This is a genomic window from Amycolatopsis sp. WQ 127309 (assembly GCF_023023025.1).
Lineage (GTDB): Bacteria > Actinomycetota > Actinomycetes > Mycobacteriales > Pseudonocardiaceae > Amycolatopsis.
On record NZ_CP095481.1, the window covers coordinates 10349913 to 10370142 of the forward strand.

At 69.3% G+C, this 20230-nt stretch carries 19 protein-coding genes and 1 tRNA gene; 14 read left to right on the plus strand and 6 right to left on the minus strand.

The window, feature by feature from the left end; all coding sequences use genetic code 11:
* The first annotated feature begins 28 nt into the window (after positions 1–28).
* The gene (locus MUY22_RS45605; RefSeq protein WP_247054211.1) at positions 29–469 is read left to right on the plus strand and encodes a PaaI family thioesterase; all 441 of its coding nucleotides are present in this window, start codon (positions 29–31) and stop codon (positions 467–469) included.
* A gap of 3 nt (positions 470–472) precedes the next feature.
* Complete coding sequence (locus tag MUY22_RS45610; protein ID WP_247054213.1) at positions 473–1444, plus strand: LysR family transcriptional regulator; 972 nt, start codon at positions 473–475, stop codon at positions 1442–1444.
* On the opposite strand, the gene MUY22_RS45615 is transcribed toward MUY22_RS45610, so the two are convergent.
* Complete coding sequence (locus MUY22_RS45615; RefSeq protein ID WP_247054215.1) at positions 1410–2222, minus strand: S9 family peptidase; 813 nt, start codon at positions 2220–2222, stop codon at positions 1410–1412. The two genes, MUY22_RS45610 and MUY22_RS45615, sit on opposite strands and share 35 nt — an antisense overlap.
* Positions 2223–2759: 537 nt before the next feature.
* On the opposite strand from MUY22_RS45615, the gene MUY22_RS45620 reads away from it, so the two are divergent.
* The 5 genes from MUY22_RS45620 to MUY22_RS45640 all read left to right on the plus strand — a co-directional run bounded on the left by MUY22_RS45620 (position 2760) and on the right by MUY22_RS45640 (position 7589).
* Complete coding sequence (locus tag MUY22_RS45620) at positions 2760–3917, plus strand: branched-chain amino acid ABC transporter substrate-binding protein (RefSeq protein WP_247054218.1); 1158 nt, start codon at positions 2760–2762, stop codon at positions 3915–3917.
* 112 nt (positions 3918–4029) lie between these two features.
* Positions 4030–4992, plus strand: a complete 963-nt coding sequence (locus MUY22_RS45625) for a branched-chain amino acid ABC transporter permease (RefSeq protein WP_247054220.1) — start codon at positions 4030–4032, stop codon at positions 4990–4992.
* On the plus strand, positions 4989–6116 hold the full coding sequence (locus tag MUY22_RS45630) for a branched-chain amino acid ABC transporter permease (RefSeq protein WP_371827546.1): 1128 nt from the start codon (positions 4989–4991) through the stop codon (positions 6114–6116). The genes MUY22_RS45625 and MUY22_RS45630 overlap by 4 nt, the downstream gene beginning before the upstream one ends.
* The gene (locus MUY22_RS45635) at positions 6113–6886 is read left to right on the plus strand and encodes an ABC transporter ATP-binding protein (protein ID WP_247054223.1); all 774 of its coding nucleotides are present in this window, start codon (positions 6113–6115) and stop codon (positions 6884–6886) included. Before MUY22_RS45630 ends, MUY22_RS45635 begins: the two co-directional genes overlap by 4 nt.
* Entirely contained in the window at positions 6876–7589 is a 714-nt protein-coding gene (locus MUY22_RS45640; protein ID WP_247054225.1) for an ABC transporter ATP-binding protein, read from the plus strand. Before MUY22_RS45635 ends, MUY22_RS45640 begins: the two co-directional genes overlap by 11 nt.
* Before the next feature lie 43 nt (positions 7590–7632).
* Here MUY22_RS45640 and MUY22_RS45645 read toward each other — a convergent pair whose 3' ends face one another.
* Both MUY22_RS45645 and MUY22_RS45650 read right to left on the minus strand, forming a co-directional pair.
* Positions 7633–8172: a DUF4352 domain-containing protein gene (locus MUY22_RS45645; RefSeq protein WP_247054227.1), complete on the minus strand. Its 540-nt coding sequence runs from the start codon at positions 8170–8172 to the stop codon at positions 7633–7635.
* A gap of 33 nt (positions 8173–8205) precedes the next feature.
* Entirely contained in the window at positions 8206–8820 is a 615-nt protein-coding gene (locus MUY22_RS45650) for an ANTAR domain-containing response regulator (protein ID WP_247054229.1), read from the minus strand.
* 174 nt (positions 8821–8994) lie between these two features.
* On the opposite strand from MUY22_RS45650, the gene MUY22_RS45655 reads away from it, so the two are divergent.
* A tRNA-Leu gene (locus tag MUY22_RS45655) sits at positions 8995–9068 on the plus strand.
* A 535-nt stretch (positions 9069–9603) separates the two neighbouring features.
* Here the strand turns inward: MUY22_RS45655 and MUY22_RS45660 are convergent.
* Both MUY22_RS45660 and MUY22_RS45665 read right to left on the minus strand, forming a co-directional pair.
* Positions 9604–10041: a recombinase family protein gene (locus MUY22_RS45660; RefSeq protein WP_247054230.1), complete on the minus strand. Its 438-nt coding sequence runs from the start codon at positions 10039–10041 to the stop codon at positions 9604–9606.
* 770 nt (positions 10042–10811) lie between these two features.
* Positions 10812–11672: a helix-turn-helix domain-containing protein gene (locus MUY22_RS45665; RefSeq protein WP_247054231.1), complete on the minus strand. Its 861-nt coding sequence runs from the start codon at positions 11670–11672 to the stop codon at positions 10812–10814.
* A 101-nt stretch (positions 11673–11773) separates the two neighbouring features.
* On the opposite strand from MUY22_RS45665, the gene MUY22_RS45670 reads away from it, so the two are divergent.
* From MUY22_RS45670 to MUY22_RS45685, 4 genes are read left to right on the plus strand one after another with little or no spacing between them, the layout of a single operon-like run.
* Entirely contained in the window at positions 11774–12811 is a 1038-nt protein-coding gene (locus MUY22_RS45670; RefSeq protein ID WP_247054232.1) for an aldehyde reductase, read from the plus strand.
* 1 nt (position 12812) lies between these two features.
* Positions 12813–14612, plus strand: a complete 1800-nt coding sequence (locus MUY22_RS45675; RefSeq protein ID WP_247054233.1) for an NAD(P)/FAD-dependent oxidoreductase — start codon at positions 12813–12815, stop codon at positions 14610–14612.
* On the plus strand, positions 14612–15757 hold the full coding sequence (locus tag MUY22_RS45680) for a zinc-binding dehydrogenase (RefSeq protein ID WP_247054234.1): 1146 nt from the start codon (positions 14612–14614) through the stop codon (positions 15755–15757). Before MUY22_RS45675 ends, MUY22_RS45680 begins: the two co-directional genes overlap by 1 nt.
* Positions 15758–15760: 3 nt before the next feature.
* Positions 15761–16633 (plus strand): alpha/beta fold hydrolase, encoded by an 873-nt coding sequence (locus MUY22_RS45685; RefSeq protein WP_247054236.1) that lies wholly within the window; start codon positions 15761–15763, stop codon positions 16631–16633.
* 407 nt (positions 16634–17040) lie between these two features.
* On the opposite strand, the gene MUY22_RS45690 is transcribed toward MUY22_RS45685, so the two are convergent.
* Positions 17041–17922, minus strand: coding sequence for a LysR family transcriptional regulator (locus MUY22_RS45690; protein ID WP_247054239.1), 882 nt, complete (start codon positions 17920–17922; stop codon positions 17041–17043).
* 107 nt (positions 17923–18029) lie between these two features.
* Between MUY22_RS45690 and MUY22_RS45695 the strand changes: the two genes are divergently transcribed.
* Both MUY22_RS45695 and MUY22_RS45700 read left to right on the plus strand, forming a co-directional pair.
* Positions 18030–19670 (plus strand): CocE/NonD family hydrolase, encoded by a 1641-nt coding sequence (locus MUY22_RS45695; protein WP_247054241.1) that lies wholly within the window; start codon positions 18030–18032, stop codon positions 19668–19670.
* A gap of 23 nt (positions 19671–19693) precedes the next feature.
* Positions 19694–20146, plus strand: a complete 453-nt coding sequence (locus tag MUY22_RS45700) for a nuclear transport factor 2 family protein (protein ID WP_247054243.1) — start codon at positions 19694–19696, stop codon at positions 20144–20146.
* The last annotated feature ends 84 nt before the right edge of the window (positions 20147–20230 follow it).

Genomic DNA, 20230 nt, shown 5'->3' on the forward strand with positions numbered 1-20230 from the left:
ACGTGTCGCATAGGAACAGGAGCATTGAGTGACGGAACGTCCCGCCCACATCGACGTGGACCGGTTGGCGGGCATCGACCCGGCGGCGGCCGACCAGCAGCTGAACGACAAGGTCGGGATGCAGCTGATCGAGGTGACACCCGAGCGGGTGGTCGGCACGATCCCGGTCGAGGGCAACCTCCAGCCCTACGGCCTGCTGCACGGCGGCGCCAACGCCGTGCTCGCCGAGGCGCTGGGCTCCACGGTCGCCGCGCTGAACGCCGGCCCCGGCCGCGCCGCGATGGGCCTCGAGCTGTCCTGCACCCACCACCGGGCCGTCCGCTCGGGCAAGGTCACCGGGGTGGCGACGCCGCTGCACGTCGGCCGCGGCACCATCACCACCGAAATCGTCCTGACCGACGACGAGGGCCGCCGCACCTGCACCGCCCGGCTCACCTGCGTCGTCCGGGACCGCCCGCCGGGCTCCTGAGCCGTGGACCTCGACATCGCCCAGGTGCGGGCGTTCACCGTCACCGCGGAGCTGCGGCACTTCGGCCGCGCCGCGCAGACGCTGTTCCTCACGCAGCAGGCGCTGTCGAAGCGGATCCGGAAGCTCGAAGACGCCCTGGCGGTGCCGTTGTTCCTGCGCACCAACCGGTCGGTCGAGCTGACCGCCGACGGTGAGCGGTTCCTGCCGCACGCGCTCGAGCTGCTGCGGGTGGCCGACGCCGCGGTCGCCGCGATGGGCGCCGACGACCGGCCGCTGCGCCTGGACGTCGTCGACTTCCGGCTCGCCCCGATGTTCCTGCTGCGCCGGCTCGCCGAGCGCGACCCGGCGCTGCGGATCGACCGGATCGCCGGCGGCGGGTTCGCGCACGCCGTCGAGCCGCTGCTGTCCGGGGAGCTGGACGTCGCGGTCGGCCGGGTCACCGGGTTCGGCAAGCCGCTGCCGGACGAGCTGGAGCACCGGCCGATCCGGCTGGAACCGCTGGTCGCGCTGCTCGCCCCGGAACACCCGCTGGCCGTGCTGGACGTGCTGCCCCTCGACGAGCTGCGCGCCGACGGGATCTGGCTGCCGGGGCACGGCGGGGCCGCCGAATGGCAGTCGTACGTGGCCGAGCTGTGCGGCACGTTCGGCGTGCCGATCGACGACTCCGGCGTCAGCTACGACCTGCGGCACACCCTCGAGCAGACGCGCTACGGCAAGCGGCGCGTCACCCTCGCCGGGGCGGACATGGAGCTGGCGCCCGACCTCGACCTGAAGGTGCTGCCGTTCGAGCCGTCGCCGCTGTTCCCGTGGTCGCTGGTCTGGCGGCGCGGGAAGGCGCGCCCGGCGCTGCGGCGGCTGCTGACGCTGGCCTGGCGCACCGGCCGCGAAGAGGACTGGTGCGCCTACGACCCGGACCGCGCCTGGCTGCCGGAAGGCGACCTCAGCGTCGCAACCGCGGTCCGAACCACGCGCTGAACGCGGCGTCGACCCGGGCCGCGTCCGCGGTCTGCGGTGCGGCGTCGAGCCCCGGCGCCTCGGCGAACTCGTGCCCCATCCCGTCGATCGTCACCAGCTCGGCCCGGTCGCCGAGCCGGTCGCGCAGGGCCGCGGCGGGCTCGCGGACCGCGATGTCGTCGGCCGACCCGGCCACGATCAGCAGCGGCGCCGAGAGCTCGGCGGCCCGCCTGACGTAGTCGTGGTGCGCCGCGACCGCGTGGGACCGCGCGCTCCACGGGTAGGTGACGTCGTAGACCCGCTCGTTGCGCCCGATGACCGGCGCCAGCTGGGCGACCGGGCTCACGATCGCGCCGGCGGCGACGTCGGCGTCTCCCCGGGCGAGCACCTCCAGGGCCACCAGCGAGCCGGCCGAGCCGCCGAAGACGCCCAGCGGGCCGTCGGCGCCGGGCAGCCGGTCGCGCAGCGCGGCGAGCGCCGCCGGGAACTCCCCCGCGGCCTGGTCGGTCACCGGCCCGAAGACGTTGAGGACGGCGTCCTCGCTCGCCAGCCGGAAGAGCTCGGCGGGCCCGCCCCCGGGCAGCCGCGCCCCGGTGAGCGGGAGCCCGAAGTACACCCGCCAGGCCTGCAGTCCCGCCATCGGCAGCGCCGCCGCCAGCGCGCGCTCGCTCGCGGGCGGCTCCATCAGGTGCCAGCCGGCCAGCAGCGCCGCCGGCGCGGCCGGATCCGCCGGCGGCAACGCCACGAACGGCACCCCCGCCGCGACCCCTTCGACGACTTCGAGCTCCGCGATCCGCATCTGTTCTCCCTTGTTCTCCGGTCTGCGACCAGCGAACCGCGCAGCGGCGGGGGCGTCCAACAGCCGTTTCGACGCCGTCGACAACCGGTGGTTGTGACCGGAGTTCCCGGGCGGGAAGCCTTTCGGGCAGACCTGGGACGGGGGTGGTGCGCCGGGCCGGGCGAACCGGACGTAAGGTGCATCCCGGCGACAGCGCCCGGTCCGTGCGGGGGAACAGCGGATCGCCTGGGAAACCGGCCACGCACCGTCCCGGGAAATGGGCGACGACATACGGCGGAAACACGGCCGTCATCCATTCGTCCGGTGGACGTGGATAGTCGACTTCTCTGCGTGACCAGCACGACCTTGAAGCGAAACGTTGTTCGGCTTTTCGTGCAATTCGTGTCGGTTGCGATCGTCACGATGTGGACACAGAGTAGTGAGGCCGCCTGTGCACATGACGGGCGAGAGGGATATCTTCCTGCCCTAACCTAGCCCCTGTGTCGGGGGCAACGCCTACCGGCGGTGGTTGGTCATGGGAGGTAGTCGGTGTCAGGAGTGCGTTTTGGACGGGTCCTCGCCCTCGCGGCGGCGACGTCGCTTGCGCTGGCGGGCTGTGCCGGCGGCAGCAGCTCGTCGGGCAGCGGTGACGGCAGCACGCTGAAGATCGGGTTCATGGGCGACCTGACCGGGGAGAACTCCGGGATCGTGATCCCGCCCAACAACGGCGCCAAGCTCGCGATCGACGAGTACAACGCCACGAATCCTTCGGTGAAGCTCGAGCTGAAGAACTACGACAGCCAGGGCAAGCCGGAGCAGGCCACCTCGCTGGTGCAGACCGCGATCGGCACGGACAAGATCACCGCGCTGATCGGCCCGGCCTTCTCCGGTGAGTCGAAGGCCGTCGGCGGCGTCCTCGAGCAGGGCAAGGTCCCGAGCGTGTCGCCGTCGGCGACCAACCCGGGTCTGGCCGCGAACGGCTGGAAGTACTGGCACCGCGTCGTCGCGAACGACAACGACCAGGGTCCCGGCATCGCGAACTTCCTCATCACGGCGAAGTCGCCGAAGAACGCGTACGTCCTCTCGGACGACCAGGAGTACAGCGTCGGCCTGGCCGACGCGTTCGAGAAGACCTTCAAGGACAAGGGCATCACGACCGAGCGCGACAAGTTCGCCAAGGACGCGTCGGACTACTCCTCGACCGTCCAGAAGGTCAAGGCGGCCAACCCGGACGTCATCACCTACGGCGGTTACTACGCCCAGGCCGGCCGGCTGCTCAAGCAGCTCCGCGACGGCGGCGTGAAGGCCGTCTTCGCCACCGGTGACGGTTCGCTCGACCCGCAGCTGGTCTCGGGCGCGGGTGCCGCGGCCGCCGAAGGCGCCGTCGTCGGCTGCCCCTGCAACATCCCCGACGCGGGTGCCCCGGGCAACGAGTTCGCCACCAAGTACAAGGCGAAGTTCAACGTCGACCCGGCGATCTACGCGACCGAGGGCTACGACGCCGCGACCGCCATCATCAACGCGGTCAAGGCGGGCAACACCACCGGCGAGAAGATCAACGACTTCCTGAAGACCGAGGACTTCAAGGGCGCGTCGAAGCAGATCAAGTTCAAGGACAACGGCGAGCCGCAGACCAACGCGATCTACGTGTACCAGGTCGTGGGCGGGGTCATCAAGAACCTCGGCGCCTCGACCGAAGCCAAGATCACCGGCTGACGGAGCGGTAGAAACACCTAACGGGAGCGGGGGCGCTGTGGTCGGCCACAGCACCCCCGCTCTCCGCCAATGTGGCGACCATCCTCGCCCCGTCAGGTAAGGCAACTACGTCATGTTCCAAGATCTGCAGAGCCAGTTTCTGGGCAGCACCATCGGCGGCCTGGTAGCCGGCTCCATCTACGCGCTCATCGCCCTGGGCTACACGATGGTCTACGGCGTGCTGCGGCTGATCAACTTCGCGCACTCCGAAATCTTCATGATCGGGACGATGACGTCCCTGTTCATCCTCATCACGATCGCGCCGGCGGCGCCGTTCACGATCTTCTCGATGATCGGCATCCTGATCCTGCTCATCGTCGTCTCGGCGCTCGTGTCGGGCGGTTCGGCGATCGTGCTGGAGCAGGTCGCCTACCGGCCGCTGCGCAAGAAGGGCGCGACCCGGCTCGCCGCCCTGATCTCGGCCATCGGCGCGTCGCTGTTCCTGCAGGAGCTGTTCGCGCTCATCGTCATCCCGGACGTCTTCGGCAAGTCCGGCCGCGTGCAGCAGTCCGCGCCCCGGTTCATCCCGCACGAGGAACTGTTCCGCATCGGCAACGGCGTCGTGCGCACCGACCACGTCTTCGTCATCATCGGCGCGGTCATCGTGATGGTCGTGCTCGACCAGCTGGTGCGCCGCACCCGGATCGGCCGCGGTATCCGCGCCACCGCGCAGGACCCCGAGGCCGCCGTCCTGATGGGCGTGAGCATCGACCGGATCGTCCGCATCACCTTCCTGCTCGGCGGGGCCATGGCCGGCGTCGCCGCCGCCCTGTTCGTCATGGAATACGAAAACACCGACTACCGCATCGGGTTCCTGCTCGGCATCAAGGCGTTCACCGCCGCCGTGCTCGGCGGTATCGGCAACCTGCGCGGCGCCCTGCTGGGCGGGATCGTGCTGGGCCTGGTCGAGAACTGGAGCTCCATCTTCCTGGGCTCGGCCTGGAAGGACGTCACCGCTTTCGTGATCCTGGTGCTCGTGCTCATGTTCCGGCCCACCGGCATTCTCGGTGAATCGCTGCAGCGGGCACGCGTATGAAAGGCGACGAAGTGGTAGACGGAAACGAATCGCCGGCCCGCCGGAGGTTCCACCCGATCGACGGCACCCGGGACTGGTGGGCCGACGCGCCCCAGTGGCAGCGCTACGGCGTCTACCTGCTGGTGATCGTGTTCGCGCTGATCCTGCCCGCGCCGTGGATCGGCTCGTTCATGTCCCCGGACTCGGACTGGACGACGGTCCTGATCTTCCCGATCGGGACGTACATCCTGCTGGCGGTCGGCCTCAACATCGTGGTCGGCCACGCCGGCATGCTGGACCTCGGGTACGTCGCGTTCTTCGCGATCGGCGCCTACACGTGGGCGGCGATCGGCACGAAGTACGGCTGGTCGTTCTGGCCCACGGTGGTGCTCGGCATCTTCCTGGCCTCGGTGTCCGGCGTCATCCTCGGCGCCCCGACACTACGGCTACGGGGTGACTATCTGGCTATCGTCACCCTGGGCTTCGGCGAGATCGTCCGGATCACCGCGAACAACACCGACGCCATCGGCGGCGCGCGCGGCATCACGAACGTCCCGCACCCGGAGCCGCTGTTCGGCATGGAGTTCTTCCTCGACCCGGCGCCGTACTACTACCTGATGCTGTTCGCGATCGTGCTCGTCGTCGTCTTCTCGATCCGGCTCAACAAGAGCCGCGTCGGGCGGGCGTGGGCGGCGATCCGCGAGGACGAGGACGCGGCCGAGCTGATGGGCGTGCCGACGTTCAAGTTCAAGCTGCTCGCCTTCGCCATCGGCGCCATGATCGGTGGCTTCGCCGGCACGATCTACGCGAGCAAGGCGGTCTTCGTCGAGCCGAACAACTTCCCGTTCATCCTGTCCGCGACCATCCTGGCCGCGGTCGTGCTGGGCGGGGCGGGCAACCTGCCGGGCGTCATCCTCGGCGCGTTCGTCGTCGCGTGGCTGCCCGAGCGGTTCCGGGACTTCGCCGACTACCGCATCTTCGTCTTCGGCGCCGTGCTGGTGCTGATGATGGCGCTGCGGCCGGAAGGCATCCTGCCGTCCCGGCAGCGGAAGGCCGAACTACGGGAAGGAACCGGCGGCATGGGCGCGATGGGTGCCGAAGTGGCCGGCCCCGACTCCGAGGCGTCGGCGGAGGTGACCAAGTGAGCCCCTTGCTCGAGTTCGACAACGTGACCATGCGGTTCGGCGGCGTCACCGCCCTGCGCGAGGTCAACATCAGCATCAACGAGGGCGAGATCTTCGCCCTCATCGGCCCGAACGGCGCCGGCAAGACCACGGTGTTCAACGTGGTCACCGGCGTCTACTCGCCGACCGAGGGCGAGGTCCGCTTCGACGGCGACCGCATCGACGGCATGAAGCGGTTCAAGGTCGCCAAGCGCGGCGTCGCCCGGACGTTCCAGAACATCCGGCTGTTCCACAACATGTCGGCGCTGGAGAACGTCATGGTGGGCGCGGACGCGCACCACAAGACGGGCGCCATCGGCGCGGTGCTCGGCCTGCCGACGCACCGCAAGGAAGAGAAGCACGGCCGGGACCGGGCGCGTGAGCTGCTCGACTTCGTCGGCATCGGCCGGGTCGAGCACCACGTCGCGAAGAACCTCTCCTACGGCGACCAGCGCCGGCTGGAGATCGCGCGGGCGCTCGCGACCGACCCGAAGCTGCTGCTGCTCGACGAACCGGCCGCGGGCATGAACCCGGCGGAGAAGATCGCCCTGCAGGAGCTGATCCGCAAGATCCGCGACGACGGCCGCACCGTGCTGCTGATCGAGCACGACATGGGCCTGGTCATGCACATCAGCGACCGGCTGGCCGTGCTGGACTTCGGCCAGAAGATCGCAGAAGGGCTGCCGCACGAGGTGCAGAACAACCAGAAGGTGATCGAGGCGTATCTGGGGGTGTCCGAAGATGCTTCTTGAGGTCGAGGACATCAACGTCCACTACGGGAAGATCGCCGCCCTCAAGGGCATGAGCATCCAGGTCGACGAGGGCGAGATCGTCTCCCTCATCGGGGCCAACGGCGCCGGCAAGACCACGACGCTCAAGACGATCTCCGGCCTCCGCCCGCTGACCAGCGGCCGGATCGTGTTCAACGGCCAGGACATCTCGAAGACCCCGGGGCACAAGCGCGTGCTGCTCGGGATCGGCCAGTCGCCGGAAGGCCGGGGCGTGTTCCCCGGCATGACGGTGCAGGAGAACCTCCTGATGGGTGCCTACACCCGCAAGGACGAGCTCCAGGGCGACCTCGACGAGGTCTACGAGCTGTTCCCCCGGCTCAACGAGCGCAAGACGCAGTTCGGCGGCACGATGTCGGGCGGCGAGCAGCAGATGATCGCCATCGGCCGCGCGCTGATGACGAAGCCCAAGGTGCTGCTGCTCGACGAGCCGTCGATGGGCCTGGCGCCGATGCTGATCGCGCAGATCTTCGACATCATCCGCGAGATCAACAAGCGCGGCACCACGGTGCTGCTGGTCGAGCAGAACGCCCAGCAGGCGCTGAAGCTGTCGGACCGCGCGTACGTGCTCGAGACGGGCCGTGTGGTCCAGAGCGCCCGCGGGGCCGACCTGCTGAACGACCCGAAGGTGCGGGCTGCCTACCTCGGTGGCGACCTCGGCGTCTGAGAGTGTTTTTTGGGGGGCCCGGCTTCGTGCCGGGCCCCTTTTCTCACAGCTTGATGTCGGTGCCGTTGACGTTCTTCATGTCGGTGATGGTGGGGCCGCCGAAGGCCCTGACGCTCATCGGCTTCCGGTCCTTCGGGATGTCCCAGTAGAGGTCGAACTCGACGCGCACGCTGTGCCCGAGGTCGAACTGGGCGGGCTGACGCTTGATCAGCATGGCCTGCTCGTCCGGCGGGTGGGTGGCGCCCTGGTCGTCGACGAGCAGCTGGCGCATCGTGTCGAACAGGACGCTCGAGGTGCCGGTGTTGGTCACGACGAGCCGCAGCCGCACGTACTGGCCCTTGGCGGGCATTTCGGTGTGGCTGCCGGTGATGCTGGGCAGCCCCGCGGCGAAGCCGATCAGGTCGAACTCGGTGTCGCCGTTCTTCGCGGGCGGCACCTTGAGCGCGGTCTCGTCCGGCCGCACCTGACGCGGCGGCAGCTCGTAGGTCGTCGGCGCGGGGGCGCTCGGTTCGGCGGCGGTGCAGCCCGCCGTCAGTCCCAGCACCAGTCCCAGGACGACGAAGGCCGGCAGGCGGAGTTTCACTCACGTGATTCTGCCTGCCGGCCGCCGTCGTTTCTAGGTCCCGATGCTCTCCACGACCGCCTCGGCGACGGCCTTCATCGTGGTCCGGCGGTCCATCGCGGTGCGCTGGATCCACCGGAAGGCATCCGGCTCGGTCAAGCCCTGCCGGCTCATCAGCAGGCCCTTGGCGCGGTCGATGACCTTCCGCGTCTCGAGCCGGTCGGTGAGGCCGGCGACCTCCGCTTCGAGGGCCTGCAGCTCGGAGAACCGGCTGACGGCGAGCTCGATGGCCGGCACGAGGTCACGCTTCGCGAACGGCTTGACGAGGTAGGCCATGGTGCCCGCGTCCCGCGCCCGTTCGACGAGGTCACGCTGGCTGAAGGCGGTCAGGATCACCACGGGCGCGATCCGATCGCCGGTGATCTTCGACGCGGCCTCGATGCCGTCGAGCTTGGGCATCTTGACGTCGAGGATCACGAGGTCGGGCTTGAGATCGGTGGCCAGCGCGATGGCCTGTTCGCCATCCCCTGCCTCACCGACGACCTCGTAACCCTCTTCACGCAGCATTTCGACGAGGTCCAGCCGGATGAGCGCCTCGTCCTCCGCAACGAGCACCCGACGCTGCGGCACGGTGGCGGCACCGTTGGCCTCGGTAGCCTGATCGGTCACCGGGGTCCTCCTGAAGACTCGGCGGAACGTTCGATTTCGCGGCGTTCCGCGAAGCCTGAAGCCTACCGGGAACGATCCAGTCGAAGAGATGGCGTTCACCACGTAGTGGCGGGCGCGACACCCCGCCCCCGACCACGCCCCGCGTGCGGTGATCCCGTAGAGTCACCATGCCAAGCCCCCGTAGCCCAACTGGCAGAGGCAACGGATTCAAAACCCGTCCAGTGTGAGTTCGAATCTCACCGGGGGCACGTTCCAGAACCCCACAAGCCGCTCCGGCACTCTGGCCTGGCGTTGCTTGCGGGTTCATCTGATCGCTGATCCTCTCTGCTGTGCCCGCGACCTCGCTGACCTGGTCGGCGGGCAAGGTAACCGTCAGTGCCGCATGCTCTCCCCCGTCGTGGACCTGGACGCGGAGCTGAAGCACCTCGAAGAGTGTCCTGAGCAGCGCTTCGGGCGCCTTGGCCAGGTTGACGGCGAGGTACGGCAGTCCATCCAGCAGCGACAGATCGTCTGCGGTCGGCAGCCGCGGACCTGCACTGGCCGCCTCGTCCACACCGGACAGCTTCGCCGCCAACTCGGCGCTGCTTCTTCGCTAAGTCGTCCATGGCTTGCCTGAGTCTTTGCCGCTGCGCCTCGGCTTCGTTGTCTCGTGATCATCGACGCCTGCCAGTTGCGCCTCGATGATCCCCTTCCGGTCCGGCCCGAAGACCCGGCCACTTGTCGGGCCTGCCGCGGTTGTTGTTGCTCGGCCGGCACAGGTAGTACGCACGACCGTGACATGGGTCACCGACCATGCGGCGACTGCATGGGCAGAAGATCATCCCGCGGAAGGTGTACGTCCGGCGCGTCTGGGGGTGCGAGTTCGGTCCGCTGTCGGCCCGGGACCGTCGCTTGGCCTTCCGACGATCCATGAGCTCGTCGTACATCCACTTCGGGACGAGTGGCTCGTGAGCCGGCTCGGCGTGATCGCGTGGCCCGCCGGTTGTAGACCTGATAGCCGGTGTACTTGGGGTTCCGCAGGATGTCGTTGACGCTGGAGCTGCACCAGCTTCCACGGGCTCGTTCCTTCTCGGGTGGCGTCGGGGGCGGGAACTTGGCCAGGTCCTGGTTGAGCAGGTCGGCGATGGAGTCGGTCCCCAACGAGTCGTAGTAAGCCCACGAGGCGATCTGGGTGACGGTCTGGCCGCACGGCCCATCCGGCTCCAAACGTGACTCGCCCACACAAGCTCGTACAGCACCCGTTGAAGCAGCGGAATGGTGACTTATACCCGCGTTCAGGCAGGCCGAGTCGCGAGGTTATGCGACTTCGGTTACCGGCGTGGAGCGCGACGCGAAGCAGCGAACCGATGATGACGAGTCCGAGTCCCGAAAAGACTATGACCAGCAACCAATTGGTCGGCGTCCTGATTACGAAGAACATCGTCGCAGCCGCTACCAAGAGGAGAAGCAGGGAATGCCCAGAACATTTTTTTACTTCCTGGCTATTTCGGAACCTTTTGCCACGTTAGCCCTTCCTCAAGAGTCAGCCCTGCTGGCCCCTACGTTTGCGGGAGCCAGCGGGAGCCAGCCTCGTCAGCGACTGATGAACTTCTTCACAATCTTGCCAGCTGCCCCGCCGCCCAGAGCGCCCAGACCGCCGCCGATGGCTCCGCTGATGAAACCATCACGCACCTCGTACGCCGCCTCGATGTAATGCTTCGTCCGAACTGAACCTTCTCGAACGGGTGCCACATTCTCCGTCGCGACGACGCGGCCCGGAGGAGGGCGACCTCTACACCAACTGAGTTGTTCCGCGCCCCGAGGGCGGACCGCAACCAGAAGCGCTCGGCGGTGGTGCCCCTTGCTCTTGTCCTCGATGAGCGGCGGCACAAAGTGGTGACGTCTGCCCGTGCACCTGAACGGGTGCAGCCCGCACCGGACGTCGCGCCCTGGGACGTCGTTCGCGGACACCTCGTCGAACGGGCGCTCGGCCAGCTGGGCCCGGCGCCGGATCATGTTCTGGGTGACCGGGTTTCGCGGTCCTTCGGAGCTACCGGCGACAGCGAGGCCGAGGCGAGGAGAGCGAGCTTCTCCGCGTTCTCGGTGCCGGCGTCGGCGTGGTACACCACAAGCATCATGCCCTCGGTGCCCGGGATGGCGAGCTTCTCCCGGTTCACGACGATCTCCCCCACTTGGGGGTGGTCGAACCGCATCAGGCCGCCCTGCATAGGGCCGACGTCGTGACGTGCCCACAAGGCCACGAAGCGCGGGCTCGCCAGCGTGAGCTCACCGACGAGATCGATGGAACGCTGGTCGCCGACATCGGCGCCGACCGACTGGCGGAACCCCGCGATCAGCCCCCTGGTGACCACTTCCCAGTCCGGGATGAGAGCCTGCTCCGCCGGATCCAGGAACACGTCCCGCAGCCGGTTGCCGCCCACCGCGAGCCGCGGCGAGATCGCCGTCGCCAGAGCGTTGGCCGCCAGGACGTCGAGGTAGCGGCCCTCGACGAAAGCCGGCAGCGGCAGGGTCGCCACGAGCTTCCGGATCCCGGCCGGGACCGTCTCCTTGGCCGCCCGCCGACGACGCTTGCGTCCGTCTCCGGCGAGCCCTGCCAGGTACGCGGCCGACTCCGCGTCCAACCGCAGAGCCCTGGCGATCGACTCGAGAACTTGAACCGACGGCCGACGGTCACGCCCCTGTTCGAGACGGAGGTAATAGTCGGCACTGATCCCGGCCAGCATCGCGACTTCCTCCCGGCGCAGACCGCGCACGCGCCGCAGGCCGTGGACGGGGATACCCACCTGGTCGGGTGAAATCAGCTCACGGCGTGCGCGCAAGAAGTCGCCCAGCAGATTCCGATCATCGCTCACCCCCACCACGGTAGCTGCGGAGTGTCACGGGTGGCTGGTCCTGCTGTCCCCAGGAACGACGGGAACTGGCAGGCACCCGAACGGCGCGCAACTCTGGGAGCATGATCCAAGAACGAGTTCTCGTCACCGGTGGCTCCGGGTTCATCGCCGGCCACTGCATCCTTCACCTGCTCGAGCAGGGCTACCTCGTGCGCACCACCGTCCGCTCACTGCACCGCGAAGCAGCCGTGCGGTCCGTGCTGACCGAAGCGGGGATGGTCAACGGCGACGCCCTCAGCTTCGTGGCCGCCGACCTGACCGACGACGCCGGCTGGGCGGACGCGGTGTCCGAAGTGGACTACGTCCTGCACGTCGCCTCTCCCGTGCAGCCCGGACACGTCGACGACCCGGAGGAGCTGATCGCGCCCGCTCGCGAGGGCACTCTGCGCGTGCTGCGCGCCGCCCGGGACGCCGGCGTGCGGCGAGTCGTCCTGACCTCGGCGTTCCACGCGGTCGGCTGGGGCCACCCGCACGACGACCACGTCTTCACCGAGGACGACTGGACTGTCGTCGGTGCTCACGACGTCGACGCCTACGGCGCCAGCAAGACCATCGCCGAGCAGGCCGCCTGGGAGTTCGTCAAGACCGAAGGCGGTTCGCTGGAGCTCGCCACGACGCTTCCCGTCGCCGTCATGGGGCCGGTCATGGGCCACGACGTCTCCGGCTCCAACCAGCTCATCCAGCGGATCCTCAACGGCGACATGCCCGGCTTCCCGGACCTCTACTTCCCGGTCGTCGATGTGCGTGACGTCGCTTCGGCCCACGTCCTCGCGATGACGACGCCCGCTGCCGCGGGCCAGCGGTTCATCCTCTCCACCGGCCCGGCGATCCCGATGAGGGACATCGGTGCCCTGATCAGGCAGCGCCTCGGCGCCGCCGCCAAGAAGGTCCCCACGCGGAACATCCCGGACTTCGTCGTGCGGGCGGGGGCGCGGTTGTCCGGGGAGATGCGGCACATCGCACCCGACCTCGGCTATGCGCGCAAGACGTCCAACACGAAGGCCCGCGAGGTGCTCGGCTGGGTACCGCGTTCACCCGAGGAGGCGATCGTCGCCGCTGCCGAGACCCTCGTGGCCAAGAACCTCGTGAAGAAGCACTGACATGGAACGAGCAGATCTGCGGGCGCGCTACCGCAGCGAGCGGGACAAGCGGGTCCGGTCGGACGGAACCGATCAGTACCTCGAACCGGTGGGCCGGTTCGCGCACTTCACCGCCGATCCCCACACGAGCCGGACCGAGCGGGACCCGATCGTCGACGACGTCGAGGTCGTGATCATCGGTGGCGGGTTCGCCGGCCTGGTGACCGGTGCCCGCCTGGTCGAGGCCGGCGTCACCGACATCCGCATCGTCGAGGGCGGCGGCGGCCTCGGCGGTGTCTGGTACTGGAACCGTTACCCCGGGGCGATGTGCGACACCGCGGCCATGGTGTACCTCCCGCTGCTGGAGGAGACCGGGCACGTCCCGTCCGCCAAATACGTGCAGGCGCCGGAGATCCTCGCCCACGCCCGCCGCATCGCCGACACGTTCGGCCTGAACGACGGCGCCCTGTGCGCCACCGTGGTGCAGGAGCTGATCTGGGACGAGGTACGCAGCCGGTGGCTGGTCCGCACCGACCGGGGCGACGAGCTGCGGGCCCGGTTCGTGACACTGGGCACCGGCCCGCTGCACCGGCCGAAGCTCCCCGGTATCCCGGGTATCGAGACCTTCGCGGGCCAGTGCTTCCACACCAGCCGCTGGGACTACGGCTACACCGGCGGAGACCCGGACGGCGCACCGCTGACCGGGCTGGCCGACAAGCGGGTCGGGATCATCGGCACGGGGGCGACCGCGGTCCAGTGCATCCCGCGGCTGGCCCGGGACGCCGGTTCGCTTTCGGTGTTCCAGCGCACGCCGTCCTCTGTGGACGTGCGCGGCAACCACCCGATCGACCCTGACTGGTTCGCCTCGCTCAAGCCAGGGTGGCAACGCGAGTGGCTGATGAACTTCGCCACGCTGCAGGGTGGCGGGTTCGCCGGGGAAGACCTCGTCAAAGACGGCTGGACCGACATCGCCATCCGGATCCGCGACCGGATCGTCGCAGGCGGCGGCACACCCACGCCGGAGACCTTCCGCCAAGCCTACGAGGACGCCGACGACGAGAAGATGGACGAGATCCGCGCCCGGATCGACGCCATGGTCGCGGATCCGGCAGCGGCCGAAGCCCTCAAGCCGTGGTACCGGCAGCTGTGCAAACGCCCGTGCTTCCACGACGAGTACCTCGACGCCTACAACCGACCGGGTGTCCAGCTGATCGACACCGACGGCCAGGGCGTGGAGCGGATCGACGCCACCGGCGCGTGGGCAGGCGGCAAGCACTACCCGCTCGACTGCCTGATCCTGGCGTCGGGATTCGAGTTCGGCACCTCTTACGAGCGCCGGGCGGGATTCGACCCGGTCGGCCGCGGCGGGGTCGCGCTGTCCCAGGCCTGGTCCGAGGGCATGGTGTCGCTGCACGGCATCCACGTGCACGGCTTCCCGAACATGTTCGTCGTCCAGACGGGACAGGCGGCCAACCTGATCTCGAACGTCACCCACAACCTGGTCGAGGCGGGGACCACCACCGCCGCGGTCATCGCCCACGCGCACGCCACCGGCGCGAGGGAGGTCGAGACGACCGCGACCGCGCAAGCGGCGTGGATCGACCAGCTGCTCGACCCCACCATGTCGCTGATCTACGACCCCGACTGCACTCCCGGCTACTACAACAACGAGGGGCGCCCGCTCCAGCGCCGGGAACGGCTCAACCAGTCCCGGTACCCGGCCGGCTCGGCGGAGTACTTCCGCTACATCGAGAAGTGGCGCGACAGCGCACGGTTCGACGGGCTCGACTTCCGCCCCGACACGGACGCGAAGGAGGTTTGATGCCGGCCACGCTTCCCGCCACGTCGCTCGAGCTGCGCAGCCGCGTCACCGCGGACGGCACGATCGAGCTCTCGATCGCCGAAACCCCGGTCCCCGTCCCCATCGGAAACCAGGTGCTGGTCCGGGTGGACGCGGCACCCCTCAACCCCTCGGACCTCATGCTGCTTTTCGCAGGCCCGAACCTGGCCGGAGCGCGCTACTCCGGCTCCGGAGACCGGCCGATCGTCACCGCGCCCCTGGCCGGCGGGACGTTGCGACGGCTGGCAGCGCGCGTCGGCATCTCGCTGCCTGCGGGCAGCGAGGGCGCCGGGACGGTGGTGGCCGCCGGGGTCGACACCGCGGCGCAGGCGCTGCTGGGACGCACCGTGGCGCTGGCCGGCGCAGGGCTGTACGCGCAGTACCGGATCACCGACGCGGCAGGCTGTCTGCCGCTGCCCGAGGGGGTGTCGGCGAAGCAGGGCGCATCCTCGTTCGTCAATCCGCTCACCGCTCTCGGCATGGTGGCCACCCTGCGCCGCGAAGGCCACACCGGTCTCGTCAACACCGCGGCCGCTTCCAACCTGGGGCAGATGCTGGTGAAACTCTGTCGCGCCGACGACGTGCCTCTCGTCTCCGTCGTCCGCCGGCCGGAGCAGGAGAAACTGCTGCGCTCGATCGGCGCCGAGTTCGTCTGCGACTCCTCGGCGCCCACGTTCACCGAGGACCTCGTCGCCGCGCTTGCCGAGGCTTCCGCGACGTTGGCGTTCGACGCCACGGCGGGCGGTGAACTGGCCGGTCGGATCCTCACGGCGATGGAGACGGTGGCCGGCGCGGCCGCGCCGTTCGCCGGATACGGGTCGAGCGTCCACAAGCAGGTGTACGTCTACGGCGGCCTCGACCCGAGCCCGACGGTGCTCGCCAGGAACTTCGGCTTCGCCTGGAGTATCGGCGGCTGGCTGCTCCTGTCCTTCCTCGCCGGCGTCGGGGACGACGAGCGCACGCGGATGTTCGGCCGCGTCGCGGCGGAACTCACGACGACCTTCGCCAGCGGCTACACCGGTGAACTGACCCTCGCGCAGGCGCTCACCCCGGAAGCGATCGACGCCTATTCGAGGAAGGCGACCGGCGCCAAGTACCTCATCACACCGCAGGCCGAAGGGAACTGATCGATGCCCACAGCACCTGTCGACGGGAACGACATCCACTACGTCACCGACGGTGATCCCGCCGATCCCGCCTTCCTGCTCATCACGGGTCTCGGCCTCCAGCTCACCGCGTGGCCGGAGGGACTCGTGGACCTCTTGCGCGGCCACGGCTTCTTCGTCATCCGCTTCGACAACCGCGACAGCGGCCTCTCGGCCAAGCTCGACGGTCCACCCGACCTCGGCGCCGTCCTCAGCGGCGACTCCACCTCCGCGCCCTACCGGATCGATCACCTCGCCGACGACACCGCAAGCCTGCTGACACACCTGGGAATCGCCCGGACGCACGTGGCCGGCATGTCGATGGGCGGCATGATCACGCAAGCGCTCGCGATCCGCTACCCCGCACTCGTCGCCTCGGCCTGCACCATCATGTCGACCACCGGCAACCCGCACGTGGGCGCCCCGACCGCCGAGGCGACCACCGCGCTTCTCACGCCGCCGGGCGCGACCCGGGAGGAGGCGATCGCTCGCTCCGTCGGGATCAGCCGGGCCATCGGCTCCCCGGCCTACCCGGTCGACGACGACGTCCGGTGGAAACTGGCCGCCGCTGCGTACGACCGGTCTTACTCACCCCGAGGTTTCAGCCGTCAGCTGGCCGCGATCCTGAGCTCACCGGACCGCACCGACGGCCTGCGAAAGGTCCGCACACCGTTCCTGGTCATCCACGGCGAAGACGATCCGCTGATCACCCTCAGCGGGGGCGAGGCCACCGCTGCCGCCGTCCCCGGTTCCCGCCTGCTCACCTTCCCCGGAATGGGTCACGACCTGCCGGCACCGTTGTGGGAGCAGATCGCCGACGCGATGGCGGCCAACGCAGGTTCGACGCCACCCGACTAGGGTCGGAGAGCAGGCTGCAGAACCGGCCGCGAGGTTGTGCGCGGCCGGAGCGATTCAGCCGACGTTGCCTTCAACCACCAGGTCCGCGCACCGTTGCACGGTGTCACGGGCCACGTGAAATTTGACTCAATACAGCGACAATCTGATCAGGCGACAACGTCGCCGCACTCAGGAGCCGCATCGTCATGTTCCCGTCATGAGTCGCCGCAGCTATCGTCGTCGCCGTCGATCCTCCCCGCATCGAGGACCAGCCCAAGCGACCACAGGCCTGCGGGAAGTGATCGCCGGTGTCCACTTCGGACTCCAGGAGCCGTTTCGATTCGCGTGGCGGACGTGGGGGTAGCTGTACGCGGAATTCCGCTCGACGCGGTCGCGGCGACGTCCACCTGGTCGTGAGCGCGGTGGCGTCAGGCGGTGACGAGCAAGGCGCGGCGCAAGGCGTCGGTGGCCGGGGACAGCCGGCGGCGGCTCGTGCTCGCGATACCGAGCGGCACCGTCGGGGGCGCCGCGGCGAGGCGGATCCGGACGACGCCGCCGTGGTGGCCGGCCGCGGACTCGGGCACGAAGGCCAGCCCGAGTCCCCCGGCCACCAGTTCGAGCGTCGACGCGATGTCGGTGGCCTCGATCGACACCGTGCGGTGCACGCCCGCCGTGCGGAACAGCGCGTCGGTGGCGTCCCGGTTTCCCCAGCCGGCCGGGAAGTCGATGAAGGTCTTGCCGGCCAGGTCGGCCAGCCGCACCTCCGCGCGCCCGGCCAGGTCGTGGTGTGGCGACGCCACGAGCGCCGGGGTGATCGCGGCCACCGGGTCGATGCGCACCCCGTCGGGCACGCGGCCCGGGACCAGCACCACAGCGAGGTCCACCGCGCCTTCGGCGACCGCGGCGAGGTGGGTCTCCGAATGGCCGGGGCGGTGCCGCAGCCGCACGTAGACCGCGGGGTGCTGCGCGTGGAACGTGCGCAGGGCCGCGGCCAGGTCGAGGGAGCCGGTCGCGAGCAGGGTCCCGATGGTGACGGTGCCGGTGAGCCCCTCTCCGCGCTGCTGCAGGTGCTCGCGGGCGAACCGGGTCGCGGCGATGATCTCGCGCGCGTCGGCGAGCAGCGTGCGTCCGGGCTCGGTCAGCTCGACCCGTCGTCCGGCCCGGGTGAACAGGTCCAGGCCGAATTCGGCCTCGAGCCGGCGTACCGCGGTGGACGCGGCGGACTGGACCACGCCCGCCCGGCGCGCGCCCGCGGTGAAGCCGCCCTCCTCGGCGACGGCCACGAAGTACTCCAGCTGGTGTAGCTCCACGATCCCATACTATCGCGCTACGCGATAGCAGGATTGTCGATCATCGCTGGACGCGATGACCGGACCGGACGACGGTGGTGAGGAGAACACCGACGAGAGGAGCTCCCGTGATTCGGGAAGAGATCCAGATCGCGATGAGCGACGGCGTCGCCCTCGGCGCCAGGGTGTACCGGCCGGCAGGCCCCGGCCCGTTCCCGGCGCTCTTCGCCGCGTCGCCGTACCGCTACGACAACGACGACCTCCCACCGAGCATGGTCTTCTTCTGGCTCGAGACCGGCCCGATCGAGTTCTACGTCGAGCAGGGCTACGCCTACGTCCACGTCGACGTCCGCGGCACCGGCAAGTCGGAAGGACAGTACGGCTTCCTCGACCGTCGCGAGCGCCGCGACCTGGCCGAGGCCATCGAGTGGGTGGCCGGCCGGGAGTGGTCGACCGGCAAGGTCGGGTCGATCGGCATGTCCTACTACTGCATGGCGCAGTGGATGATGATCTCCGAGCGGCCCCCGCACCTGACCTGCGCCGCACCCTACGACGGTCACTACGACCCGTACCTGGGCTGGGCCTACCCCGGCGGGGTGATGTCGACCTTCATGTGGTGGTGGTGGAACGCTTCCGTGCGCGTGGCCAACAAGCACCCGGCCAACGGCTCCGCGCCCCGCGGCCTCGACGTCGACCTCGACGCCTTGCTCCTCGAACATCCCGAACGGGACGAGTTCTGGGCCGAGCGGGACTTCGAGTCCGCCTTCGCCGACGTCGACATCCCGGTCTACTCCATCGGCAACTGGGCCAAGCGCGAACTGCACCTGGGCGGCAACCTGCGCGCCTTCCAGCTGCTGGGCGGTCCGAAGAAGCTCAAGGTGCTGGACCTGGCCAGCGGTGCGGAGGCGCTGCGGCTGTTCGCGACGGTGGAGTTCCACCGGGAGGTGCTGCTGCCGTTCTACGACCACTACCTCAAAGGTCTCGACACCGAGTACACCCAGCGCCCGACCGTCGAGTACACCCTGGCCGGCAGCAGGGAAACCGTCGCGGCCGAGCAGTGGCCGCCCGGCGACGCCACCTACACGCCGTTGTACTTCGACGGCCGCACGAGCGGTTCCGTCACATCGGTCAACGACGGGAGCCTCGTGCCCGAGCCGGGCGCCGACTCGAGCACCTCCTACGACTACCCGAAGGAGAACTGGCTGCTCGGCCCCGTTGTCATGACGCCCGCCGGGCCCGACACCGTGCGCGAGACCATCACGTTCACCTCGGCGCCCCTGGCCGAGGGCGTCGACGTCGCCGGGCCGGTCGAGGTCGTCACGCACCTGTCCTCGACCAGGGAGGACACGCAAGTCGTCGTGCGGCTCTGCGAACAGCTGCCCCAGGACGACGCGCGGCGATCAGCCGGGATCCAGCCCCCGTCGCGGATCGTCAGCAAGGGCTGGCTCCGAGCGGCCCACCGCGCGCTCGACGAGGTGGCGAGCGTGCCGGGCGAGCCACGGCACCTGCACACGAAGGCCGAACCGCTGCCGCCCGGGGAGCCGGCCGAGCTGCGGATCGCGCTCGTCGGCTGCGGGCACCACTTCTCCGCCGGCTCGCGCATCCGCGTGGAAATCGCCTGCATGGACACCAAGTTCACCGACGACCAGTTCCACCACGCCTTCCTGCCGACCCAGGTCGGCAGCGACACCGTGCACCTCGGCGCCACCCACCCATCGCACGTCCTGCTGCCCGTGCGCGGTCGCAGCGACCTGCCCTTCGCCGACTGACGTCGATCCGGGAAGAGGACTCCATGGACACCACCGGCAAGCTCGAATGGCTCTACGACCGGACGCTCATCAGCGACGTGCTCCACCGTTTCGCCCAGAACCTCGACACGAAGCACTGGCAGGACTGGCTCGACCTGTTCACCGAGGACGGCGTGCTGGAGCTACCGGGCAACCACAAGAACAAGACGGTGCTGCAGGCCGACGGGGGTCCCAAGGGCCTGATGGCCATCCACGGCACCCACCACATGAGCAGCAACCACCGCATCGACATCACCGGCGACTCGGCGCGCACCAACTCCTACGTCCAGGCGATGCACGTCGTCGAACCCGACGACGAAGCCGGCGACTGGATGGTCGGCGGCTGGTACGACCACGACCTCCGCCGCACCGCCGACGGCTGGAAGATCGCCCGGGTCCGGCTGACCACGGTGTGGCGGCACGGCAAGTTTCCGGGCTTCGGCCACGCGCACACGTGAGCAACTGTTGCGGCCACCGGGGCCGAAGACACCCTGGGTGTGCCGCGGTCGGAGGTCGAGCGAATCGCCTCCGAGCGAGCACCC